Origin of the sequence: Dialister hominis, assembly GCF_007164725.1 — a bacterium.
GTDB classification, from domain to species: Bacteria; Bacillota; Negativicutes; order Veillonellales; family Dialisteraceae; genus Dialister; species Dialister hominis.
Genome location: NZ_AP019697.1, coordinates 1,068,684 through 1,088,837 on the forward strand (window position 1 = coordinate 1,068,684; position 20,154 = coordinate 1,088,837).

18 protein-coding genes, 1 tRNA gene and 1 other RNA gene are annotated in these 20,154 nt (G+C 43.4%); 2 read left to right on the plus strand and 18 right to left on the minus strand.

Annotated features, from left to right (window positions below):
* The first annotated feature begins 34 nt into the window (after nucleotides 1-34).
* Together Dia5BBH33_RS05045 and putP are read left to right on the plus strand one after the other, a co-directional pair.
* Nucleotides 35-1,207 (plus strand): tRNA(Met) cytidine acetate ligase, encoded by a 1,173-nt coding sequence (locus tag Dia5BBH33_RS05045; protein WP_022382511.1) that lies wholly within the window; start codon nucleotides 35-37, stop codon nucleotides 1,205-1,207.
* Nucleotides 1,208-1,369: 162 nt separating this feature from the next.
* A complete protein-coding gene (gene putP, locus Dia5BBH33_RS05050) occupies nucleotides 1,370-2,863 on the plus strand; it encodes a sodium/proline symporter PutP (protein WP_022382512.1) in 1,494 nt (497 codons plus the stop codon).
* Nucleotides 2,864-2,878: 15 nt separating this feature from the next.
* Here putP and Dia5BBH33_RS05055 read toward each other — a convergent pair whose 3' ends face one another.
* The 18 genes from Dia5BBH33_RS05055 to Dia5BBH33_RS05140 form a co-directional block, all read right to left on the minus strand.
* Nucleotides 2,879-3,730 (minus strand): ISL3 family transposase, encoded by an 852-nt coding sequence (locus Dia5BBH33_RS05055; RefSeq protein WP_162501764.1) that lies wholly within the window; start codon nucleotides 3,728-3,730, stop codon nucleotides 2,879-2,881.
* 26 nt (nucleotides 3,731-3,756) lie between these two features.
* Entirely contained in the window at nucleotides 3,757-4,071 is a 315-nt protein-coding gene (locus Dia5BBH33_RS05060; protein WP_162501734.1) for a transposase family protein, read from the minus strand.
* A gap of 346 nt (nucleotides 4,072-4,417) precedes the next feature.
* An RNA gene (gene rnpB / locus Dia5BBH33_RS05065) (RNase P RNA component class A) lies at nucleotides 4,418-4,765 on the minus strand.
* A gap of 58 nt (nucleotides 4,766-4,823) precedes the next feature.
* On the minus strand, nucleotides 4,824-5,633 hold the full coding sequence (locus Dia5BBH33_RS05070) for a Nif3-like dinuclear metal center hexameric protein (RefSeq protein WP_143332512.1): 810 nt from the start codon (nucleotides 5,631-5,633) through the stop codon (nucleotides 4,824-4,826).
* On the minus strand, nucleotides 5,630-6,331 hold the full coding sequence (locus Dia5BBH33_RS05075; protein ID WP_108849706.1) for a tRNA (adenine(22)-N(1))-methyltransferase: 702 nt from the start codon (nucleotides 6,329-6,331) through the stop codon (nucleotides 5,630-5,632). Before Dia5BBH33_RS05075 ends, Dia5BBH33_RS05070 begins: the two co-directional genes overlap by 4 nt.
* Nucleotides 6,332-6,380: 49 nt before the next feature.
* A tRNA-Ile gene (locus Dia5BBH33_RS05080) sits at nucleotides 6,381-6,457 on the minus strand.
* 128 nt (nucleotides 6,458-6,585) lie between these two features.
* Nucleotides 6,586-7,731, minus strand: a complete 1,146-nt coding sequence (gene rpoD, locus Dia5BBH33_RS05085) for an RNA polymerase sigma factor RpoD (protein ID WP_143332513.1) — start codon at nucleotides 7,729-7,731, stop codon at nucleotides 6,586-6,588.
* A 104-nt stretch (nucleotides 7,732-7,835) separates the two neighbouring features.
* Nucleotides 7,836-9,620: a DNA primase gene (gene dnaG, locus Dia5BBH33_RS05090; RefSeq protein ID WP_022382074.1), complete on the minus strand. Its 1,785-nt coding sequence runs from the start codon at nucleotides 9,618-9,620 to the stop codon at nucleotides 7,836-7,838.
* Between the two features lie 88 nt (nucleotides 9,621-9,708).
* Nucleotides 9,709-10,443, minus strand: a complete 735-nt coding sequence (locus Dia5BBH33_RS05095; protein ID WP_022382075.1) for an ATP-grasp domain-containing protein — start codon at nucleotides 10,441-10,443, stop codon at nucleotides 9,709-9,711.
* Between the two features lie 170 nt (nucleotides 10,444-10,613).
* On the minus strand, nucleotides 10,614-11,669 hold the full coding sequence (locus Dia5BBH33_RS05100; protein ID WP_143332137.1) for an IS30 family transposase: 1,056 nt from the start codon (nucleotides 11,667-11,669) through the stop codon (nucleotides 10,614-10,616).
* Nucleotides 11,670-11,837: 168 nt separating this feature from the next.
* Nucleotides 11,838-12,629 carry an undecaprenyl-diphosphate phosphatase gene (locus Dia5BBH33_RS05105; protein WP_108849704.1) on the minus strand — a complete coding sequence of 264 codons (792 nt, stop codon included), beginning with the start codon at nucleotides 12,627-12,629 and terminating at the stop codon, nucleotides 11,838-11,840.
* Nucleotides 12,630-12,647: 18 nt separating this feature from the next.
* Nucleotides 12,648-13,793, minus strand: coding sequence for a hypothetical protein (locus tag Dia5BBH33_RS05110; RefSeq protein ID WP_143332514.1), 1,146 nt, complete (start codon nucleotides 13,791-13,793; stop codon nucleotides 12,648-12,650).
* A gap of 179 nt (nucleotides 13,794-13,972) precedes the next feature.
* Nucleotides 13,973-15,142, minus strand: a complete 1,170-nt coding sequence (locus Dia5BBH33_RS05115; protein WP_143332515.1) for a pyridoxal phosphate-dependent aminotransferase — start codon at nucleotides 15,140-15,142, stop codon at nucleotides 13,973-13,975.
* 30 nt (nucleotides 15,143-15,172) lie between these two features.
* On the minus strand, nucleotides 15,173-15,610 hold the full coding sequence (locus tag Dia5BBH33_RS05120; protein WP_022382079.1) for a flavodoxin domain-containing protein: 438 nt from the start codon (nucleotides 15,608-15,610) through the stop codon (nucleotides 15,173-15,175).
* A 130-nt stretch (nucleotides 15,611-15,740) separates the two neighbouring features.
* Nucleotides 15,741-16,169 (minus strand): flavodoxin, encoded by a 429-nt coding sequence (locus Dia5BBH33_RS05125; RefSeq protein ID WP_143332516.1) that lies wholly within the window; start codon nucleotides 16,167-16,169, stop codon nucleotides 15,741-15,743.
* Nucleotides 16,170-16,320: 151 nt separating this feature from the next.
* On the minus strand, nucleotides 16,321-17,022 hold the full coding sequence (locus tag Dia5BBH33_RS05130; protein ID WP_143332517.1) for a hypothetical protein: 702 nt from the start codon (nucleotides 17,020-17,022) through the stop codon (nucleotides 16,321-16,323).
* A gap of 20 nt (nucleotides 17,023-17,042) precedes the next feature.
* Complete coding sequence (locus Dia5BBH33_RS05135; RefSeq protein ID WP_143332518.1) at nucleotides 17,043-18,716, minus strand: glutamine--tRNA ligase/YqeY domain fusion protein; 1,674 nt, start codon at nucleotides 18,714-18,716, stop codon at nucleotides 17,043-17,045.
* A 145-nt stretch (nucleotides 18,717-18,861) separates the two neighbouring features.
* Nucleotides 18,862-20,109, minus strand: coding sequence for an IS256 family transposase (locus Dia5BBH33_RS05140; protein WP_143332519.1), 1,248 nt, complete (start codon nucleotides 20,107-20,109; stop codon nucleotides 18,862-18,864).
* Between the last annotated feature and the right edge of the window lie 45 nt (nucleotides 20,110-20,154).

The window sequence follows — 20,154 nt, forward strand, 5'->3', positions numbered from 1 at the left end:
CCCAGAGCGGCCTGTATTTTGATGAGGAGTCATCATGAAAAAAAATCCTGTAATTGGAATTACGGCTGAATGGAACCCTTTTCATTCAGGCCATGCAGCCATGATTAAAGAAATCAGAAAGAGCTTCCCGGACGCTCGTATAATTTCAGCCATGAGCGGCTCATTTGTACAGCGGGGAGAGCCTGCCATATTTGATAAATGGAGCAGAGCTTCCTGGAGCATCTCTTCAGGCGTAGATGCTGTTTTTGAATATCCAGCACTTTATGTACTGCAAAGCGCCGATTCATTTTCTGAAAACGCCGTTCACCTGCTGCATGATTTAGGATGCACCCATATAGCTTTTTCTACAGAATCGCTGGATAAGAATCAGTTATTTGACATTGCCAGATGGATGCAGACAGAAGATTACACAGCAAGGCTCCATCAGGAATTGAAGAACGGCCTTCCCTACAGCCGCGCCGCTTCTGCTGCAATAAACAGCTTTTCAAATAAGCTTTACCAGGAACTGATAAAGCCCAATAACCTTTTGGGACTGAGATATGTCGAAACGGTCTCCAAGTATTATCCTGATCTGGAAGTTTTCATTACACACCGGGATATGGAACACAATATTTCCGCTTCTGATGCAAGAGCGCAGCTTTTGGAAACAGGAAGCAGCCTTTTACTGCCTCCAAATATACAGGAAGAAGCCGAAATATTAATGCAGAGCGGAAATTATACAGACTTTAACCGATATGAAGACGCATGTCTCTTCATGTCCAAAGCACTTGGACTTTCCGATCTTTCTGATTCGGGACTTTTTACAGAAGGCCTTGAAAATAAATGGAAAAAAGAAGCCGAAAAAACGACATTCCCTCAGATGTTAAGCGGAATCAAGAGCAAGCGTTATCTTTACAGCAAGTTAAAAAGAATATCTGCTTCGCTTCTTTTATCCGGCACCAAAAAGCCGTCTCCGTTTGTCAAGCCTGATTTTCCCAGATATGCCAGACTTCTGGCGCTCCGCCAGGAAAGCAGTGAACTGATTCATCATATTACAATTCCCGTAATTACCTCTGCCGCCAAAGCCATGAGGACTCTTGATGAGAAGAGCCGGGAGGCGCTTTCCATAGATTTCCTTGCGACTGACATTCAGGCTTACTGCCGTCATTCTGACAGGTACAGATATTCCAATGAAGATTATTATCATTCTCCGGAAATATTGAAATGATATTCTTATGACCGTTTCTGCTTAAGCTGTTAAGGCCGCTGCAATAGACATTTCAACTTAAGAATCCTTATTCCGGCTCATTTCTCTTTACATATCTGCTAAAATACTTTATTATGATAAAATATACTTATTTGAGAAAGACGGTTTCAGGAGGACTTTCACATGGATTTCAACAACAGCTGGCCTATAGCACTAGCTTTCATTCTGTATTTGATTTTAATGATGGGTATCGGCCTTTATTATTCGAGACAGCAGAAAAACCTTTCCTCTTATATTCTGGGGGATAGAAAACTGGGTCCCTGGCTGACTTCCATGAGTGCTGAAGCATCCGATATGAGCGGCTGGATGCTCATGGGTCTTCCCGGCTATGCTTACCTGCACGGCTTATCTGCTTTTTGGACCGGCATCGGCCTTATTATAGGCACATGGGCGAACTGGCTTCTCGTATCAAAACGTTTAAGAAATTATACAGAAGTCGCAAATAACAGCCTGACAATACCTGACTACCTCTCAAACCGCTTTGAGGATACCAAAAACGGACTTCGCTTGATTTGCGCAGTGTTCATCATTCTCTTTTTCATCATATACACCTCATCCGGATTTGTAGCAGCAGGCAGATTATTCAATACTATTTTTGGTATTCCATATTTCCATGCATTGCTTCTCGGTGCATTCGTTGTCGTTTTCTATACATTCCTGGGCGGCTTCTCTGCTGTTGCATTGACAGACTTCATTCAGGGAACAATGATGTTCTTTACGGTTATTTACGTTCCGCTTGCAGCAACAATTGCTTTAGGCGGTCCGGTTCCGACGATGGATATCTTATCAGGCGAAGGCCCGGATTTCTTTTCATTCTTCCCCGCATCCACAAGCATGTCGGCACTGCTTATTATGCTGGTATCCTCCCTGGGATGGGGCCTTGGATATTTCGGCCAGCCTCATATTTTAGTAAAATTCATGGCAATCGGCGATGCCGATGATTTAAAGAAATCGACACACATTGCTATGCTTTGGGTCTTATTATCCCTTGGTTTTGCCATTGCCATTGGTATTGTCGGCAAAGCCTATCTCAGCACCCCTCTGGAAAATGCGGATGCTGAAAGAGTATTCATCATCATGGCAAAGTCTCTTTCGGCACCATTTATTACAGGAATCATCTGGTCAGCCATTCTGGCAGCGATCATGAGTACAAGTTCCTCCCAATTGCTCGTAACGTCTTCTGCGGTTTCCAGAGATCTTTTCCAGGCATTCCTCTTCAAGAATGCATCTGAAAAGACGTTGATCCGTGTAAGCCGCATCAGTGTACTGGTTGTCTCTATAATTGCAGTATATCTGGGTTCCGATCCGGACAGCTATATTTTCCAGATTGTCTCTTATGCGTGGGCTGGATTTGGTGCCTGCTTCGGTGCAACGATACTCCTCTCACTTTACTGGAAACGCATGACATTAAAAGGTGCCTACGCCGGTGTACTTATCGGGGGAATTACCGTCCTTATCTGGAAACAGTTTGAATGGTTCGGCATCTATGAACTGGTTCCTGGTTTCTTCCTTTCAACCATTTCGATCATAGTTGTCAGCCTGCTTGATAAAGAGCCGTCCGAAAGCATTCTCAAGACATTTGAAAAAGCAATTTCCCTTTCAAAGAAACATAAATAAGAAATTTTAGGCTCTTCACGGAAATTTGGGGGATGAATAATTTTTAGGTAAAGAATGGAATCGGATAAGGGTAAAGAAATAATCCATGTTTCGGTACCCATATCCGATTCTTTTTAGTACCTTGATCTTATTATTGAATCCTTCAAGCTTCCCCGTATTGATAGGATACAGGGCATGAGCAGCCAGTCCCTTGATTCGCTTCTGCTTTTGCCGGGCAAACTTTACCAGGGCAGGAATCCCGCTCTCCAGTCCAGCCTGAATCCATTTTGTCCATCCGGCGAGAGCTTCTTCATAGTCAGTCAATGTGAACAGATGAGTCATCTCCTGCTTCATGGCATAACAAATCGCCAAATCCCTATGCTCGCTCAGGATATCCAACAGATGAGTTTTCTGCCTTTCATTCAGGTGGTCGTCCTTCTTTAACAGTATCCATCGGGATTTCTTTAATTCGGTATAAAGCTTCCTTTCTTCATGGCTCTTTTCCCTGGCCATCTTCTGGAGCTCTGGATTATTAGTTTCTTTCGTATATTCCCTTAATGCTTCTGCTTCCTGCCTATGCTTTTGTGCTTCCTCCAGGCGCACGGCTCCCATAACATCACGCCCAAACTGTGCCTGCATATGGTACCGGTCATAAACGATGGGGACCTTCGGACAATATTTCTGAAACAGCCTGTTAAAGGATGCGTTCATATCCATGGCCACCGCTTTTAGCCTGGAAAGAAGCGAAAGGTCAATGCTTTTAAGGAAGTGCTCAAAATCTGCCATGGAGCGGCCCAGGCCGGCCCACAAGATGAATCCCGTTTCCAAATCCATAACGCAGGTGGCATAGCGATGGCCCTTATGGATAGCGAACTCATCTACGGCCAAATACCGTGGGCGATAGTTACTTTTCTTCAGGCGCAGGTTTCAAAGGCAGCCAACGCCTTATCCATGATATGCTTTTGTATTTTCTGTATGGTACTCCAATGTACAGAGAGCATGGCCGAAATGGCAGAAATGGATGTATGACACTTAAGCAGATGGATAATCCACAAGGCCATATCCCAAGTAACGCGTGTGAAAGGGCATTGGCAGGGGATATCTTCCGTTATGGTCTCCCCGCAGGATGTGCAGCGGAATCTGTGCCCCGAGAACTCTATATACTTCTTTTGCTTAGGAAGATCTGGAAAATCCTTGATGAGTACAGAAAAAGCCCCATAACTATACATACGGGAGTGACAGTGCGGACAGGAAAAATCTCTGGCAGTCCGTAGACTGGTAACTCGGGTATGGCAATGAGGATTTGGATGGTTAGTGATATTTTCTGTGCGATAATATTGACAATTAAAAGTGATTTCATTATGGTAATAAAAGAGCATTATTCGACCTCCGTGCGTAGTTTTAGGCAACTTACATTTTGGAGTAGATAATGCTCTTTTTCAATGCCAATTTTATATGTTATTATTTTTATCCCACAAAAAAGCGTGATGAACCAAATTTTATATGAGCTTATTACTCAAGATTCAAATAAAAAAGAGGCTGGAATCCAAAATGGTTTCCAGTCTCTTTTCATTTGCGGCGAGCATTCAATAAGCCGAGTTCTGTACCGCTTGCGCGGTGATGATTATCTTTCTAGGCAGTAAATTACTCTACTGCTCAAGCGACGCAACCCGGAAGGTCAGCGGGCAACCTCAACCCTTCCCTATTCGGTCTTGCTTCGGATGGGGTTTACCAAGCCAGCCGGTCTCCCGACTGCTGGTGCGCTCTTACCGCACCTTTCCACCCTTACCATCCTAAGATGGCGGTTTCCTTTTCTATGGCACTTTCCCTAGGGTCACCCCCGCCGGACGTTATCCGGCATCCTGCCCTGCGAAGCTCGGACTTTCCTCACGCCTTTCGGCCCGCAATCATCTTTCCTGCTCGTAGGAGTTAGTATATCATAAATATTTTCTTTATTCAAGAAAAGAAATGAGAAGCTTGATTATCCAATGTAGCTGAAAACATCTCTTGCGACAGGATCTTCCACAACTTCAATATCCCAGCTCTTCTCTTCAAATGATTGGCGCAGCCGGTTTGCAAGATTTTGGACAACAGGATGCTCTGTATAAAAATGGCCGCCATCAACCACGATAATATCACTAGCATAAGCCTCCTGCGCTTCATGGTACTTCAGATCCCCCGTCAGGAAAAGATCTGCGCCAAGCCTTTTTGCATCATGAATATATTCGCTTCCAGCTCCGCCAAGAATCGCGATTTTCTTCACATTTTTATTAATATCGCCGCTGTATCTGATAACGGGCATTTCCAGTTTTTCCCTGATATAGCTGACCGCTTCTTTTCCTGACATCACACGAGGGAGCATGCCGGTTCTGCCAAGAGAATCCGCATCAGATCCATTTTCAGCAGGGGCAAGTCCGGATACATCACTGAGGGATAATTTCTCTGCCAATACGTCATTGACTCCACCCCGGGCAATATCAAGATTTGTATGCGCTGCAAATGAAACAATCGATGACCGGATCAGTGTTTCAATGATCTTTCCACGATATGTGCCTAAATCAATTTCATGAAGAGATCTAAAGAGAAACGGATGATGCGAAATAATAAGATTGACGCCATTATCAGCAGCATAGGAAGCGTTTTCAGCCGTTAAATCCAAAGCGACCAATACCTTCTTTACAGGGGTATGTACGTTCCCAATCTGGAGCCCCGGGTGATCCCAGCTTTCTGCAAGACTCTGCGGTGCCCACGCGTTCATGATATTGATGATCTGCTTTGCTTCAATACTCATAACATTCCCTCCAAAAGTTCTCTTTCTTTCAATGCGATTTCTTTCTTTTTCCTGTTTCTATCATTCTGATTGTCATCAGAAATTGAATGAATGAGGATATCTCTCTTCTTGATCAGTTTTCTGATATGCATAGGGAAAAGCGGATCTTTTTTATAAGCTTCAGTCACGCCTACCTCTGCTTCAAACAAAGTAACTTCACATTCAGGTTCTCCAGGTACCACTTTCATAAGCTCGTACAGGCGCTGCCCTTCTATTGCCATTCTTTCTTCCTGAATCACAAAGCCATTGTTCATAAGAAAATACTTCAGATCAGCAACATGATTCTGGGGCTGCAGGACCAGCCAATGAAGGGCATGTGCTTTTTCCGGAGAATCCTTTAATATATCAATGATCATTAAGCCGCCCATACCGGCAATCGTTACACCATCCACCTCGCCAGTCGTTAACGGCTCGATTCCGGCTCCCAGTCTTATTTCTACACAATCTCCTCTGTTTTCTCTGATGATATGCTCTTTTGCTTTCACCAGAGGCCCCTTGTGTATATCACAAGCGACAGCATATGATATGCGTCCTTCTTCCAGCAAATGCAGGGGGAGATATGCATGATCCGTTCCTATATCTGCCATAATACGGCACTGCGGAACCAAATTTTCTACTTCCTGGAGCCTTGGGGTTAATTTCATTTTTCCTCTTATCATATTTATATAACAAAAAAGCTGAGCAAACGCTCAGCTTTATAAATTCTATTGGTGGGCCCACCAGGGCTCGAACCTGGGACCAGACGGTTATGAGCCGTCGGCTCTGACCAACTGAGCTATGGGCCCGCATCACCAACTTATGCTATTCTAACAGCTAAACCCGAATGAGTCAAGAGTTAAAGCCAGCCTAATTTCGTGAAGCCCGATAATCAGTTGTATCGATCCCTGAGAGCTGCATACAGCCCAGATATGCCTTATTGATTGATCAATGTCTTTGCCGATTTTTTCAACTTAACCAGTGCCTTGCCCTCGATCTGGCGGATCCTCTCTCTTGTCACATCGAAGTATTTGCCTACTTCTTCGAGTGTCCTTGTCTTTCCGTCTTTCAGACCAAATCTCAATTCGAGTACCTGCCGCTCCCTGTCGGTAAGAGACTGCAGCAGTTCCTCTATCTGCTCGCGCAGCAAAATCGAGCCCGCTGCATCATCCGGTGCAACAGTTTCATGATCCTCTATGAAATCTCCCAAATGGGAATCTTCTTTTTCTCCAATCGGGGTCTCCAAAGAAATGGGATCCTGTGCTATCTTCTTTACTTCCCTGATCTTCTCAACGGAGATTCCCATAGCTTCTGCCAGTTCTTCATTCGTAGCCTCCCGGCCTTTTTCCTGAAGCAGCTGCCTGGATATCCTGTTCAGTTTGTTAATGGTTTCAACCATGTGAACAGGGACGCGGATAGTGCGCGCCTGATCTGCTATCGCTCTGGTTATCGCCTGTCTGATCCACCATGTCGCATAAGTTGAAAACTTATACCCTTTTGTATAATCAAATTTATCGACTGCTTTAAGAAGCCCTAAGTTGCCTTCCTGAATCAGGTCCAAAAACTGAAGACCCCGTCCCAGATATTTTTTTGCAATAGAAACCACAAGTCTGAGGTTTCTGTCAGCCAATTCCTTCTTGGCATCGTCAGCTTCCTTCTTATCCTCATCTGTTGCATCGGGAAGGCTTCCTTTTTCGACTTTCTTGGCCAGGACTATCTCTTCATCGCTGTCGAGCAGGCGCATCGAGCCGATTTCCTTTAAATACATTTTTACAGGATCATCAATGGCAACAGCACCTTCATGGCTTGGAGCCGCGCTGATTTTCTCAACTTCTTTTCTCTCAGAATTATCTTCTGAATCAAGCATTTCCAAATCCTCATCAGAAGCTTCTTCATCGAAGTTGATTTCTAAATGCTTTTTATGTAATTCTTCATATAATTCTGACAGTTCTTCTTCTCCTAAGTTATTATCGGAAATAATAGCGATAATATCCTTATTCGAAATAACCCCATTCTGAGATTTTTTCTGCAAATCTCCAATCCATTTCCCCATCTGTTTCGCTAGTTCTGTCATAATTGTCATCCCCCAAGCAGAAGACTTATTTTTCCGATCGACTAATTAAGCCCAATAATGAACTTGCATGTATAAATGTAATTTTGTATCAGTAAATAAGAATGAATTCATATTTATCTGAGCGACATGATTTCTTTGCTAAGCTGGATGCAGATCAGCTGCTCCTTCTTGGCCAGTTCCGGATCCGAACGCATCAGGGTCTGAACATTTTCAGTATGTTTTCTGTATTCATCCTGCAGGAAGATTCTGCGAAGAGGCAGGATATATTCCTCCCGGGGTACGAGCCCAGTCTGTTCTTCATTCATATGAAGGGCCGCCAGTTTCTCAATTTCTTCACGTGTGAGCCCAGCTTCAATCATGCCTATAGTAAAAGGCTGCCCGTTGAAGCTCTTGAGAAGATCATATAGTTTCTGATTGAATGGATCGCAGAACCGGTAGGAATCAAGTTCCTCCGCTTCCGACGGGAAAACCAGGTACTTGATGCAGTACTTCAGCAGACCATCCTCTAACAGCTTTCGCTTTTTTACAATGACGTCAGAGTCAATCTCCGGAAGTTCCTTTTGTGTTTTCTGGGATATATAAATATTAGAATGGTTCTTTTTGGCATAAGCTAATGCTTCGCTTCTTATCATTCCTTCATCCATGTGCATATTTCTGGCCATCTTGCGAATGAAAGAATTAAACTGGAATGTATCATTCTGTGCCAGCAATGTAGAAAACATTTCATCCAATATATGATGCTGTCCGTCTAAAGTTGCACTGTCATACTGCCTGCAGAGTGATCCAAACAAATAATCCAAAGCGGGTTCGGCCCTGTCTATTGCGGCAAGATAAGCTTCTCCCCCATGTGCATTAACAAATTCATCGGGATCTTTTCCATCGCCTAATTGGGCAACCCGAAGTTTCAAACCGACAGAGCCTGCAATTTCCAACGCTCGTTTCGTCGCATTCTGGCCGGCTGAATCCATATCATAACTAAAAACAATCTCGTCAGCGTATTTCTTAAGGAGTCTGGCTTGTTCGACGGTAAATGCCGTGCCTAATGATGCCACGGCATTGGTGATGCCATGAGAATGAAGTGATATGGCATCCATATAGCCCTCAACCATGATTGCCTGCCGTTTCTTCCTGATTTCCGGCAAAGCCTGATAGAGTGCAAACAAAAGCATCCTTTTGTTGAATATCGGTGTTTCCGGAGAATTCAGGTACTTAGGCTTGCTGTCATCCATGACACGACCGCCAAATGCAACTATGTTCCCTCTTATATTCAGGATAGGAAACATGCAACGGTTCCTGAAATAGTCAAAATAAGATCCATCTTTTACCCCGCACAGGCCTGCTTCAACCAGGATATTCCCCTCTATATGCTTTTTCGAGGTAAAATCATCATAAAGACGATGCCATTCATGAGGGGCAAAGCCAAGATGAAAATCCTCAATCGTTTTAGGTGTCAGATGTCTCTTTACAAAGTATTCAAGTCCAGGCTTTCCCATACGCGTCTTTGTAAGACAATTATGGAAGTAATCACCTGCCAGTCCAATGACAGAGTATAAACGTTTTCTGGATGATTCTCTTCTCTGTTCCTCCGGGCTTAATTCTTTAACAGGCAGTTCAATATTGGCAGAATCTGCCAATCGCTCAACCGCTTCATTAAAAGAGATATTCTCCATTTTCTCTAAAAAGGATATTACGTCCCCGCTGGCATGACAGCCAAAGCAGTAATAAAATCCCTTTTCGGGAGAAACAGAAAAAGAAGGGGTCTTCTCAGGACCATGAAAAGGACAAGAAGCAAAATAATATCTTCCCTTTTTCGTCAGTTCTACATAGGATCCTATAACATCTAAAATATTAACACTGTCCTTAAGACGTTGAAGGAATTCATTACTAAAACTTGCCATATTCCTTCTCCCTCCTGCTTAATTGATTATAGATTTTCTTAAGATCAGCTATTCATAAAGATAGCTTCATGCAAGGATCCGTTCTTTATCATTCAATATTTTCAGTTTTCCTGCATTTTGATAGTTCCTGCCACCTGGTCTTGAGTATATTCATGTAAATATCAGGACGCAGTCCGAAACTTGCCAGAGCGTATCCGTCACTGACCTCGACCAGGAGTGTCCTGCCGTCATCGGTAACGCCAAAATCCAGCGCATAGGCAGAAGGGGCTCCTTCATATCGATGAACGGCCTCTTCCATCACGGAAGGATCCGGGAAAACATCCCAGCGTCCTTTATAAGGTGTCAGTCCGGTTATGGTACCATTTAATACCCATAGGCGCCATTCAGATAAAAACTGAACCTTTACGCTGCACCAGACATCAATATCTTCAAGACCCCCGCCAAGCTTAATCAGATCTTCAGATTTATCGAGTACCGTTCCGTGAAATCTCTTTACATCCTCAATCGGCTTGACAAAGACATGCCAGCATTCAGGGTGGCTCGTTATAGTAAAAAGCGTGGATTTCCAGATTTTACGTCCGATAAATGATTTCAACTGCTCCGGATAATCCAGCGGGGCTGGTTTTATCCCCAGTTTTTCCAAAGCAACTTTGACATCTGAGAATGTACCGATAACCGGATCCATAGGATCATTATCTGTTATAGAATAAACTGCTTTATATTTTACAACCGGTATGTGCAAAGCTTCACAGCCGGCATAGGCATTATAGCAATTTGTATCATAGAATTCTCCGGTATGTTTTATACGGATGTAAGCCTTCATGGATTCTCCTCCATCTGGTAATAAGATACCTACTATCACATTTTTTATGATACCATTAAATTCATTTTTTTACCAGCCAATAGAATCATGTAATGTTTTTAGTCCCAAGAACCGTCTTGCTATTTTCCCTAAAATTGCAAGTTCAAATTGAACACCTTTAACCAAATAATTTAAGCTGCATAGACGGTATCTAAATAAGCTTCAAATAAATCATCAGGCGTATCATACCCAAGGGACTTTCTAGGTAATGAATTCATATCCTCTGCAAACCAGAGAATCTGCTCAGCAGAGTAGTTTTCGATAGACTTTCCCTTAGGTACGTACTTTCTGAAAATGCGATTGTGACGCTCATTTTGAGCTCTCTCATAAGAGCTATATGGATGAGCAAAATATACCATTATACCATATCGTTCTAACTGAGATAATTCCGCAAACTCAGTTCCGTTGTCTGCTGTAATTGTTTTAAATACAGTAGCAAATTGTGATCCATAATATATTTTGAGACTACGTAAAGCAGCTTTTACAGATGCTACATCTTTACGTCGAATCTTAATAGCAATGAATTTATGCGTTACTTTCTCTACTAAAGTTAGTACCACAGCCTCTTTACCTTTACGCTTACCAACGATAGTATCTATTTCCCAATGACCAATCTCAAGATGTAGCTTAACGATATCTGGTCGTTCATCAATACTTCGGCCAAAGATGCGTACGTTCTTTGCTTGTTTAGGCTTTGACTTTTTACGACTAAGCAGTTCTGGTACATCGAATAGGGATAATGGTAGGCGTGATTGATTAAGGGCGTTATACAGCGTTTTAGCACATACAAGTTCCTCTTCAGTAAACAGATTATGCTTCTTAGCATAGCCAGCACATACGTCTAATGACCAGTTAGCTTTTTTAACTTGCGCTGCAACCCAAATAGCAAATGGACTTTCAGACGTAATGCGCTGTTTACGACCAGAACGTTTTCTGTTTTCATAGTAAACGGCTTGACCTCGACTAGGTACATACTCTGTTGGTCTGCCTCGATGTGTCGTCTTAGTTGCAGTGCCACGTTTTAATTCGTAGCCCACAGTACTAGGTGAGCAATTAAGTGCTTTTGCAATCTGGCGATAAGAGTAACCTTGCTTATGGAGCGCTTTGATTTCGCATCGATCTTCAAATCTTAAGTGTTGTCCTCTTTCGCGAGGTAGGGTATTAATGGTATTATTTAGGTAGTCCATAGTGATTGCCTCCGGTTAATTTTGTGTCGTAACTTAATTTTACCATTGATGCAATCCTATGGATCTTTTTATTTAGTTTTAGTGTTCAATTTCATTCTACAATTTACGCTTGCTATTTTCCTCTTCCAAATGAAAAACTGCCTCTTCCGAGGCAGCTTCAAAGGGATTTTACCAGAAATAGATGAATGCCACAATTGCGACAAAAAATCTATAGACTGCAAATCCGGTAAGAGTTGAATTGTTCAGGAACTTCAGGAACCATAAGATAGAAGCATATGCAACTATAAATGCAGTAAAAAAGCCAACTGCCAGAATACCGAAATCACTTGTTTGTAAATATGGGATAACTTTGATTAAATCGAATGTACATGCAAGAAACATAAGAGGTACAGCCATAATAAAAGTAAAATCGGCTGCCGCTTTTCTGGATATGCCAAGCAGCAGGCTTCCGGCTATCGTACTTCCGCTCCTGGAAAATCCCGGCCAGAGAGAAAGACACTGGAAAAATCCGATTTTCAGTGCCTGTCTGGATGTAATCCGGTCGACATCAGTGACTGTAAATTTTTTCCTTTTCTTTTCTGCGAAAATCATAAAGACACCGCCAAGTACAAGGCCAATGATAACTGTATAAGGGCTGAAAAGCTTGTGCTTTATGAAATCATGGAATATAAGTCCCATAAGACAGGCCGGAAACATTGAGATGGCAACATTCAATACAGAAGGCCCTCTCCGCCTGAACCAATGATGCGTATTCAGAATAAACTTAAATTTTTCTCTGTAAACAACCAATACGGACAAAATAGCACCAAGTTGAATAAAAACATCAAAAAGGTCTGCCAATGTACCCTCAAATCCCAGCATATGCCCAACGATAATCATATGTCCTGTAGAGGATACAGGTATATATTCTGTAAGGCCTTCTACGATGCCTACAACAACTGCGCAAAAATATTCATACACGATGATAATACCTCAAAATTATAACGACTGGTTTGACTGCTTAGTATACTGAGGGTTCTTAGCACACATAACGCTGTCCACCTTATCTTCCTTTATATAAACAGCAAAAATATTTTTTAAACCTTTCGAGAAATATATGTATATTACATAGGGTGTCCCATTTCTCAAATCAAGTTCAATTTTATCCGGTTTTCCATAAAGAAGTTCGGCAGTGGTAACATCATCCCCTTTTGACAGGCCCCTTGAAGTCAGCATCTGATTATCTGTTAAAAAGAGTGTCTCAATCAATTTGTTTTGTTTGGTAGCCTTGACGGTATAGCCTGAATAATACCACATTTCCTCGACCGCATTGGAAACCTTTTTCACCCAGTTTTCCTGATCATCAGAGGAAAGTGCATCTCCCAGTTTAAGTCCTGCTATATCAAAGTCATTTGCAGAAAGCGGAGACTTTGAACTCGGAACTGCGTACTCGGATGGCCGGATTTCATATGTGCCTGAATTTCCACGGCTAATGTCAATTGAACTAATAGTATCATTGTTGAGATTAAAAGCAAGTATATTATTTTCTTTTTTATATACAAGGCAAAATGAATCATCAAACTTTTTCCATAAAACTTTATCGGGCCTTCCGTACTTTCTAAGGACAGATTCCCTGTTCATACCGGCGGTAACCCCGCGTGCTGTTTTTATTGAATCTGATGTAATGACGATTTTTGAAATCCCTGTATGCTTGATTTGACTGCCTATGGAAAGATCTTTGCGGTTAACATATTTATTCAGGAAAGGTTTTAATGCCTCGACAGATATCCCCTTCCAATTATATTCATCATAAATCCCCCGACTTATAGCGCTGTCAGGATTATAGAGCTTTGCTTTGACTGAATCAACTGTGCTGTCTAATCCTATTCCATTTACGGAAAAATCAGCGTCAGACAGCATATCTGAGTCAACTGGAATTAATGTATCATGATCCGTCTCCGATGATGTTTTATCAGAGCCTGAGCGGTCTTTCGAAGCTTCCTTATCATTACGGGAATCCATATTCACCAAAGCCGCTCCCGCAGTTTGGTTATCAGCATCAGCCGGTTGAGCTGCCAAGACTGCCGGCGCACTCATTGCCAGAATAGCATAAGCCAAAAGAATTCCGCTTTTTAATTTATTCACAGTGCAGCCTCCTTTCTTTCTCCCAAGTCATTTACAAACATTATGCTTTTTGCAATTGATAAATGTCAAGGGCAAGCATTACACAGCTGCAATAAAAAAGAGAAGTATCACTTTTCTTGAAGTTAATACTTCTCTTCTTCAAAAACACTTGCCTCACAAGTCAGATGCTTTTTATGGACTTATTTTTTGTATTTGTACACAAAATGTCCTATTCTCTTTAACGCTTCAGCAATATTTTCACGGCTTGCTGCATACGATATGCGGATATGATTTTCACCCTGATTGCCGAAACATGTACCCGGAACAACGCCTACTTTTTCTTCTTTCAGCAAGCGGTCGCAGAATTCATCGGCAGTCATTCCTGTGCAGCTGATATCCGGGAAAATATAGAATGCGCCCTTAGGCTTGAATACTGGAAGCCCTATTTTCGTAAGGCCTTCATAAACCATGTCCCTGCGGGCTTTGTATTCATCGTACATGGATTTGACATCAGCATCACATTCTCTTAATGCAGCAATAGCGCCATACTGGCTAGTTACGCTTGCGCAGAGAATCTCATACTGATGTACTTTATATACGTCTTCGAGGGATTCCCTTGGTCCGCAGACATAACCGATACGCAGTCCTGTCATGGCATAGGATTTCGAGAAACCATTCATGACAATCGTTCTTTCCCTCATGCCGGGCAGGGATGCAAAGCAGCAATGCTCGCCTTCATATGTCAGATCGCAGTAGATTTCATCCGAAATAACAATCAAATCATGCTTTTGGGCAAAGTCTGCAATCCCCAGCAATTCTTCTCTCTCCATGATGGTTCCTGTAGGATTGTTCGGATATCCGATGAGAATCGCTTTCGTCTTTGGTGTAACCTTTTTCTCAAGTTCATCAACGGTGAGTTTGAACTCATTTTCTGCGTAAGTCGGAACTAAGACAGGTTTCCCGCCTGCAATCGACACGCATGCCGGATAAGCCAGATAGGCCGGATCCGGTATCAGTACTTCATCTCCAGGATTGAGGAACGTGGTCATCACAAGTCCGATAGCTTCGGAAACACCGACAGTGACCATTACTTCATCCTGAGGATCATAATCCAGGCCATATCTATTCTTGAAGAGCTTTGCTATTTCTGTTCGAAGCTCAATAAGCCCCCAGTTGGAGGTGTAGGAGGTTTCTTTGCGTTTGAGGCTTTCAATACATGCATCGATGACCTTGTCCGGGGCAGAATAATCTGGTTCACCAACTCCCAGAGATATGACGTCTTTCATTGTACTTGCAAGGTCAAAAAATTTACGGATTCCAGAAAATGGAACATTTCTTACATTATCGGAAACTTTGTTATTCCAATCCATAAGCGGCTCTCTTTCTTTTCCTAAAACAAATTATCGGGTTCCTGCAACCTTTTTACCAAGATCTTCGCACTTTTTCAAGGATTCCTTATCCGGATATCCATAAGCCAAAAGAGGCTGGGCCGGGAATACAGCACCTGCGAAGTGTAATTCATTATACCACGAATTGAGCCAGGCGCCCCGGCTCCATCCGCATGATCCGAAAATCCCCATAATCTTGCCTTTTAAGAATGGTTTTAATTTCTCGCAGAATGGTTTCATCTGCTCTTCTTCTATGACTTCAACGCCCCAGGCAGAACACCCCAGAATAATATGGGAGTATTCTTTTCCGATTGTCTCGGGATCCACATCAGCCACTGGTGCCAGCAAAACATCTTCTACGACACTTTTAGCCCCAATAGAAACCGCTTCAGCCATTGCTTCTGTATTTCCTGTCGCTGAATAATAAATGACAGCTACTTTTTCACTCATATTTACATCTCCCTTTCACCAAAAACCGGAGATTTAAAAATCAAACCTGCAGCAGCCTTAAAACCAATAACTGACTGTAAAAAAGAAGCGTTCTAATAAGAACGCCTCTTTGTCTCTTTAATTGAAAAACTTACGCTTTAGCGACTGTTTCTCCCAGCTTCTTGCAAGCTTCCAGTGCTTCATCATCCGGATAGCTGTAAGCTTTAACCGGATCAGCAGCAAGTTTAACGCCTGCTTCATCCAGTCTGTTCTTCCAGTTTTCAATCCAGTCGCCCTGGTTCCATGCATAAGAGCCGAAAATACCTACGGTCTTATCCTTCAGCTGTGGAAGAATGTCTGCAAAGAACGGTTCGAATTCATATTCTTCAAGTTCTTCATTTCCCATTGCCGGGCAGCCCAGAATGATGTGATCGAAAGCTGCAACATCAGCAGCAGTTGTGTCACTTACAAAGCTCAATGTGGTTTCTGCACCTGCAGCTTTTGCACCTTCTTCAACAGCCTGCGCCATAGCTTCAGTGTTACCTGATCCAGACCAATAAACGATTGCTACTTTTGCCATTTTAATTCCTCCTATAAAAGATATATTTAAAATTAGTATTTCAAAATAGCCTATGTCTCTATATTACTTACTAAAGAACATATTGTCAATTTGACTTTATTAACATAACGCAAAATGTCCGCCAGATGCCCGGCTGCCTTTGAGCTTGCAATTATTCATATTCCGTCAGGGATGTACCCGCATGGCTCAGCATAGACTCAACATTCTTCCCGGGATATTTCCTGTGCATCACCATTTTCCTGAGCGCTTCAGTCACCTGTGCCTGGTCTGCATCCGAATTGATGATTCCCAGCGTCGTAAAATATCCATCACACTGAAGGATCACCTGATAAGCTTCATTGTAAACAATCCCCTGCTGCTTTGTCTTGATTACAAAGGAACCCGTCCAATAGGACTTCTTGCCGTTTTGAACTTTCACCAGAGGTGCTTTCCCGGAGAATACGGCTCCGTCAGCAATGAGTCTCTTATTCAGGTCTTCTGCAATGACATCCATCTGCTCCAAAGCTGAATCATTCTTATGGCTGATTTCGCCAATATCCAGCAGGTAAGGAATGCCGAGGCGGTGCGACATGGCCCATCCATAACTAAAATCCGGAGGGGCGCTGTATGTCATGGAATAATAATCACTGTCACTTGCCCCGCGTTTAATGAAGAAACGTTTGACTCCTCCATCGTTCATGAACGGGAGTGCTTCCTGAGCGCCCTTTGAGAATGTAATATTCTTTGGCACGCTCATGTCCCCTATGCCGCGAAGGCTTAATGTATCACTGGCAAATGCGGTAGAAGATAAGGACGCGAGAACAAGAAAGAGAGCGCTGGACAAAATCCATTTTATAAAATTACGACATTTCATAAAACTGCATCCCCCTGTAATTACTGCTTATTTTTAACCTTTGACCAGGTATCGCGCAGTCCGACAATCCTGTTGCATACCATATGATCTTCAGTAGTGTCCTGATCAATAATGAAATACCCCTTGCGGAGGAACTGGAAACGATCCCCAACATGATATTTGCTGATTTCAGGTTCAGCCTTGCTCTTCATGACAGTCAGGGAATGTGTATTTACTTTTTCCATGAAGTCTCTGCCGTCATCATGATCATCCGGCGAAATCAGATAGTCATAGAGTCTTGTCTCAACGTCCACGGCTGTATCTGCGCAAACCCAGTGGAGTGTACCTTTCACCTTCCGGTCAGCGCCCGGGGTTCCGCTTCTGGTATCAAAATCAACCGTGCAATGTATTTCCTTGATGCTGCCGTCATCATTCTTGACAACATCCGTACATTTTACGATATAGGCTCCCTTGAGGCGTACTTCTTTCCCAGGAGACATTCTGAAGAATTTCTTGATCGGAGTTTCCATGAAATCTTCTGCTTCGATATATAAATTCCTGCCGAATGGCACCTTTCTGGAGCCCATGGATGGATCTTCCGGATTATTCTCTATATCGACATATTCAATCTTGTTTTCATCATAGTTGGTAAGTACCACTTTGACCGGATCGATGACGGTCATGATTCTCGGTACTTTCGCTTTTAAGTCCTCTCTGATGCAGTATTCAAGGAGAGAAATGTCAACTACGCTGTCTGCCTTAGCCACACCTATCAAATCACAGAACTTTTTAAGTGATTCCGGAGTATAACCTCTGCGTCTGATGCCGCTGATGGTAGGCATTCTCGGATCATCCCAGCCATTTACCAGCTTTGCTTCAACCATTTTTCTAAGTTTGCGTTTGCTGGTAATCATTGTGGTTACATTAAGACGGGCAAATTCAATCTGTCTCGGCTTTTCCTTGCCGTCATAAGCCTGAAGGCACCAGTTATATAAAGGTCTTCTTTCCTCAAATTCCAGTGTGCAGATAGAATGGGTTATATTTTCCAAAGCGTCCGAGAGCGGATGAGCGAAATCATATAACGGGTATATGTACCAGGTATCACCGGTTCTGTGATGCGTTGCTCTCAGAATTCGGTAAAGGACCGGATCCCTCATGACCATATTGGGCGAAGCCATATCGATTTTGGCACGCAGGCATTTTTCCCCGTCTTTATACTTGCCGTCACGCATCTCCTGGAAGAGTTTGAGGTTTTCTTCTACAAAACGATTTCTCCAGGGGCTTTCTGTTCCCGGATGTTCCAGATCTCCTCGCGTGTTATGGATCTCTTCGCTGGACTGGTCATCCACATAAGCGAGTCCCATGCGTATCAATTTGCAGGCAAATTCGTATAATTCCGGGAAGTAATCCGATGCATAGTGAACTGGTTCCTTCCACTGGAATCCAAGCCAGCGGATATCATTCAGGATAGAATTGACATATTCTTCATCTTCCTTGACCGGATTCGTATCATCAAAACGTACATTCGTTGCACCATGATACTTTTTCCCTAATCCAAAGTTCAAGAAGATGCTTTTAACATGTCCAATGTGAAGGTAACCATTAGGTTCCGGTGGAAATCTTGTCAGTACCCTTCCACCTTCATACACGTTATTTTCAATGTCTTTATTGATTTCAGCTTCAATGAAATTTGACGATTCACGTTTTTCTTCCATTTATATTCTCCTTCGTGATGATGTACAAATGAATCAATTGCATTTTTATTATTTTAGCACATTAGCACCGCTTTATAAAAGACAGCAAAACGCGAACTTCCTCAGCAGGCAATACGGGTGTGTCAAGAGTTTTGTGTAAATCGATTCAATAAGCAACATCGTATTGCTGCATAAGCTGAGACATCCTGTCGTCCATGAGCAGCTGGTTCCGGACCATCGCCCAGTTTGCGACGTGACGACCCTTCCATTTTTTATAGAGCTCTTGGATGCGTAGGTAGAAAATCTTGAAGACTGCATCCTCTTTGGGGAAAGCGCCTTTCTTGGTCACCTTGCGGAAGCTAGAGTTGACGCTCTCGATGGCATTGGTCGTGTACATGATCTTGCGCACGGCACTGCCATAGTTATAGAGCTGCTCGACGTGTGAGAAATTGTTTTCCCTTACGCTGACCGCGCCTGGATAAGCCTGCCAGTCGGTCTTGAACTTCTCGAATTCCTGACGGGCCTGCTTGACGTTGATGGCACCATAGATGAGCTTCAGCTGCTTCGTGAATGCACTCCACTGCTTGCGTGGGATGTAGCGGATGGAATTGCGGATGAGGTGTACGATGCAGCGCTGAACCATGGCATGCGGGAATACAGCCTTGGCGCCTTCCTCCAATCCGCTCACGCCATCCATGGACAGGATGCCAAGATCCTTAACGCCGCGAGCCCGCAGCTCGTCGAAGATCTGCATCCAGGCATGCTTGCTCTCCGTCTCGTTGATCCAGAGGCCAAGGACATCCTTGCAGCCGTTGACGTCATAGGCAAGCATGACATAGACGGCCACCTGCTGGACGCCATACTCCGTGCACAGCGATACGTAGATGCAGTCGACGAAAGCAAATGGATAGAACGACTGGAGCGGACGATTCCGCCATGCCTCGACCTCTTCCATGACGCAGCCTGTGATGGTGGAGATCTGTTCATGTGACATCTGGAAGCCGTAGATGTCTTCGATGGTTGCAGCGATGTCGCGTTGGCTCATGCCACGGGCATACATCGCCAGTACCTTGCCCTCGATGGACGAAACGTCGCGCTGGTGCTTCTTGATAATCTGCGGTTCAAACGTACTCTGGCGATCCCTAGGGACGCGGATAGGAACCTCGCCCAGAGAGGTCTTGAGCGTCTTGGATGAATAGCCGTTCCGGACATTGTCACCGTCTTCGGAGCGCTCATGCTTCTTATGGCCGAGATGATTTTCCATCTCACCTTTGAGCATGGACTCAAAAATGGGGCCAAAAATCTGCTTCAGGACGTCCTGTACGTCTTCCGCGCTCTTGATGTCGTAGTTGTTGAGGATTTGCTGAGCAATCTGCTCGCATGGGGTAGTCGGTGGAGTTTTACACTTTGCCATTCTGTTACCGTCCTTATCTTTGTTTACCCCAGTATGGGGCATAAA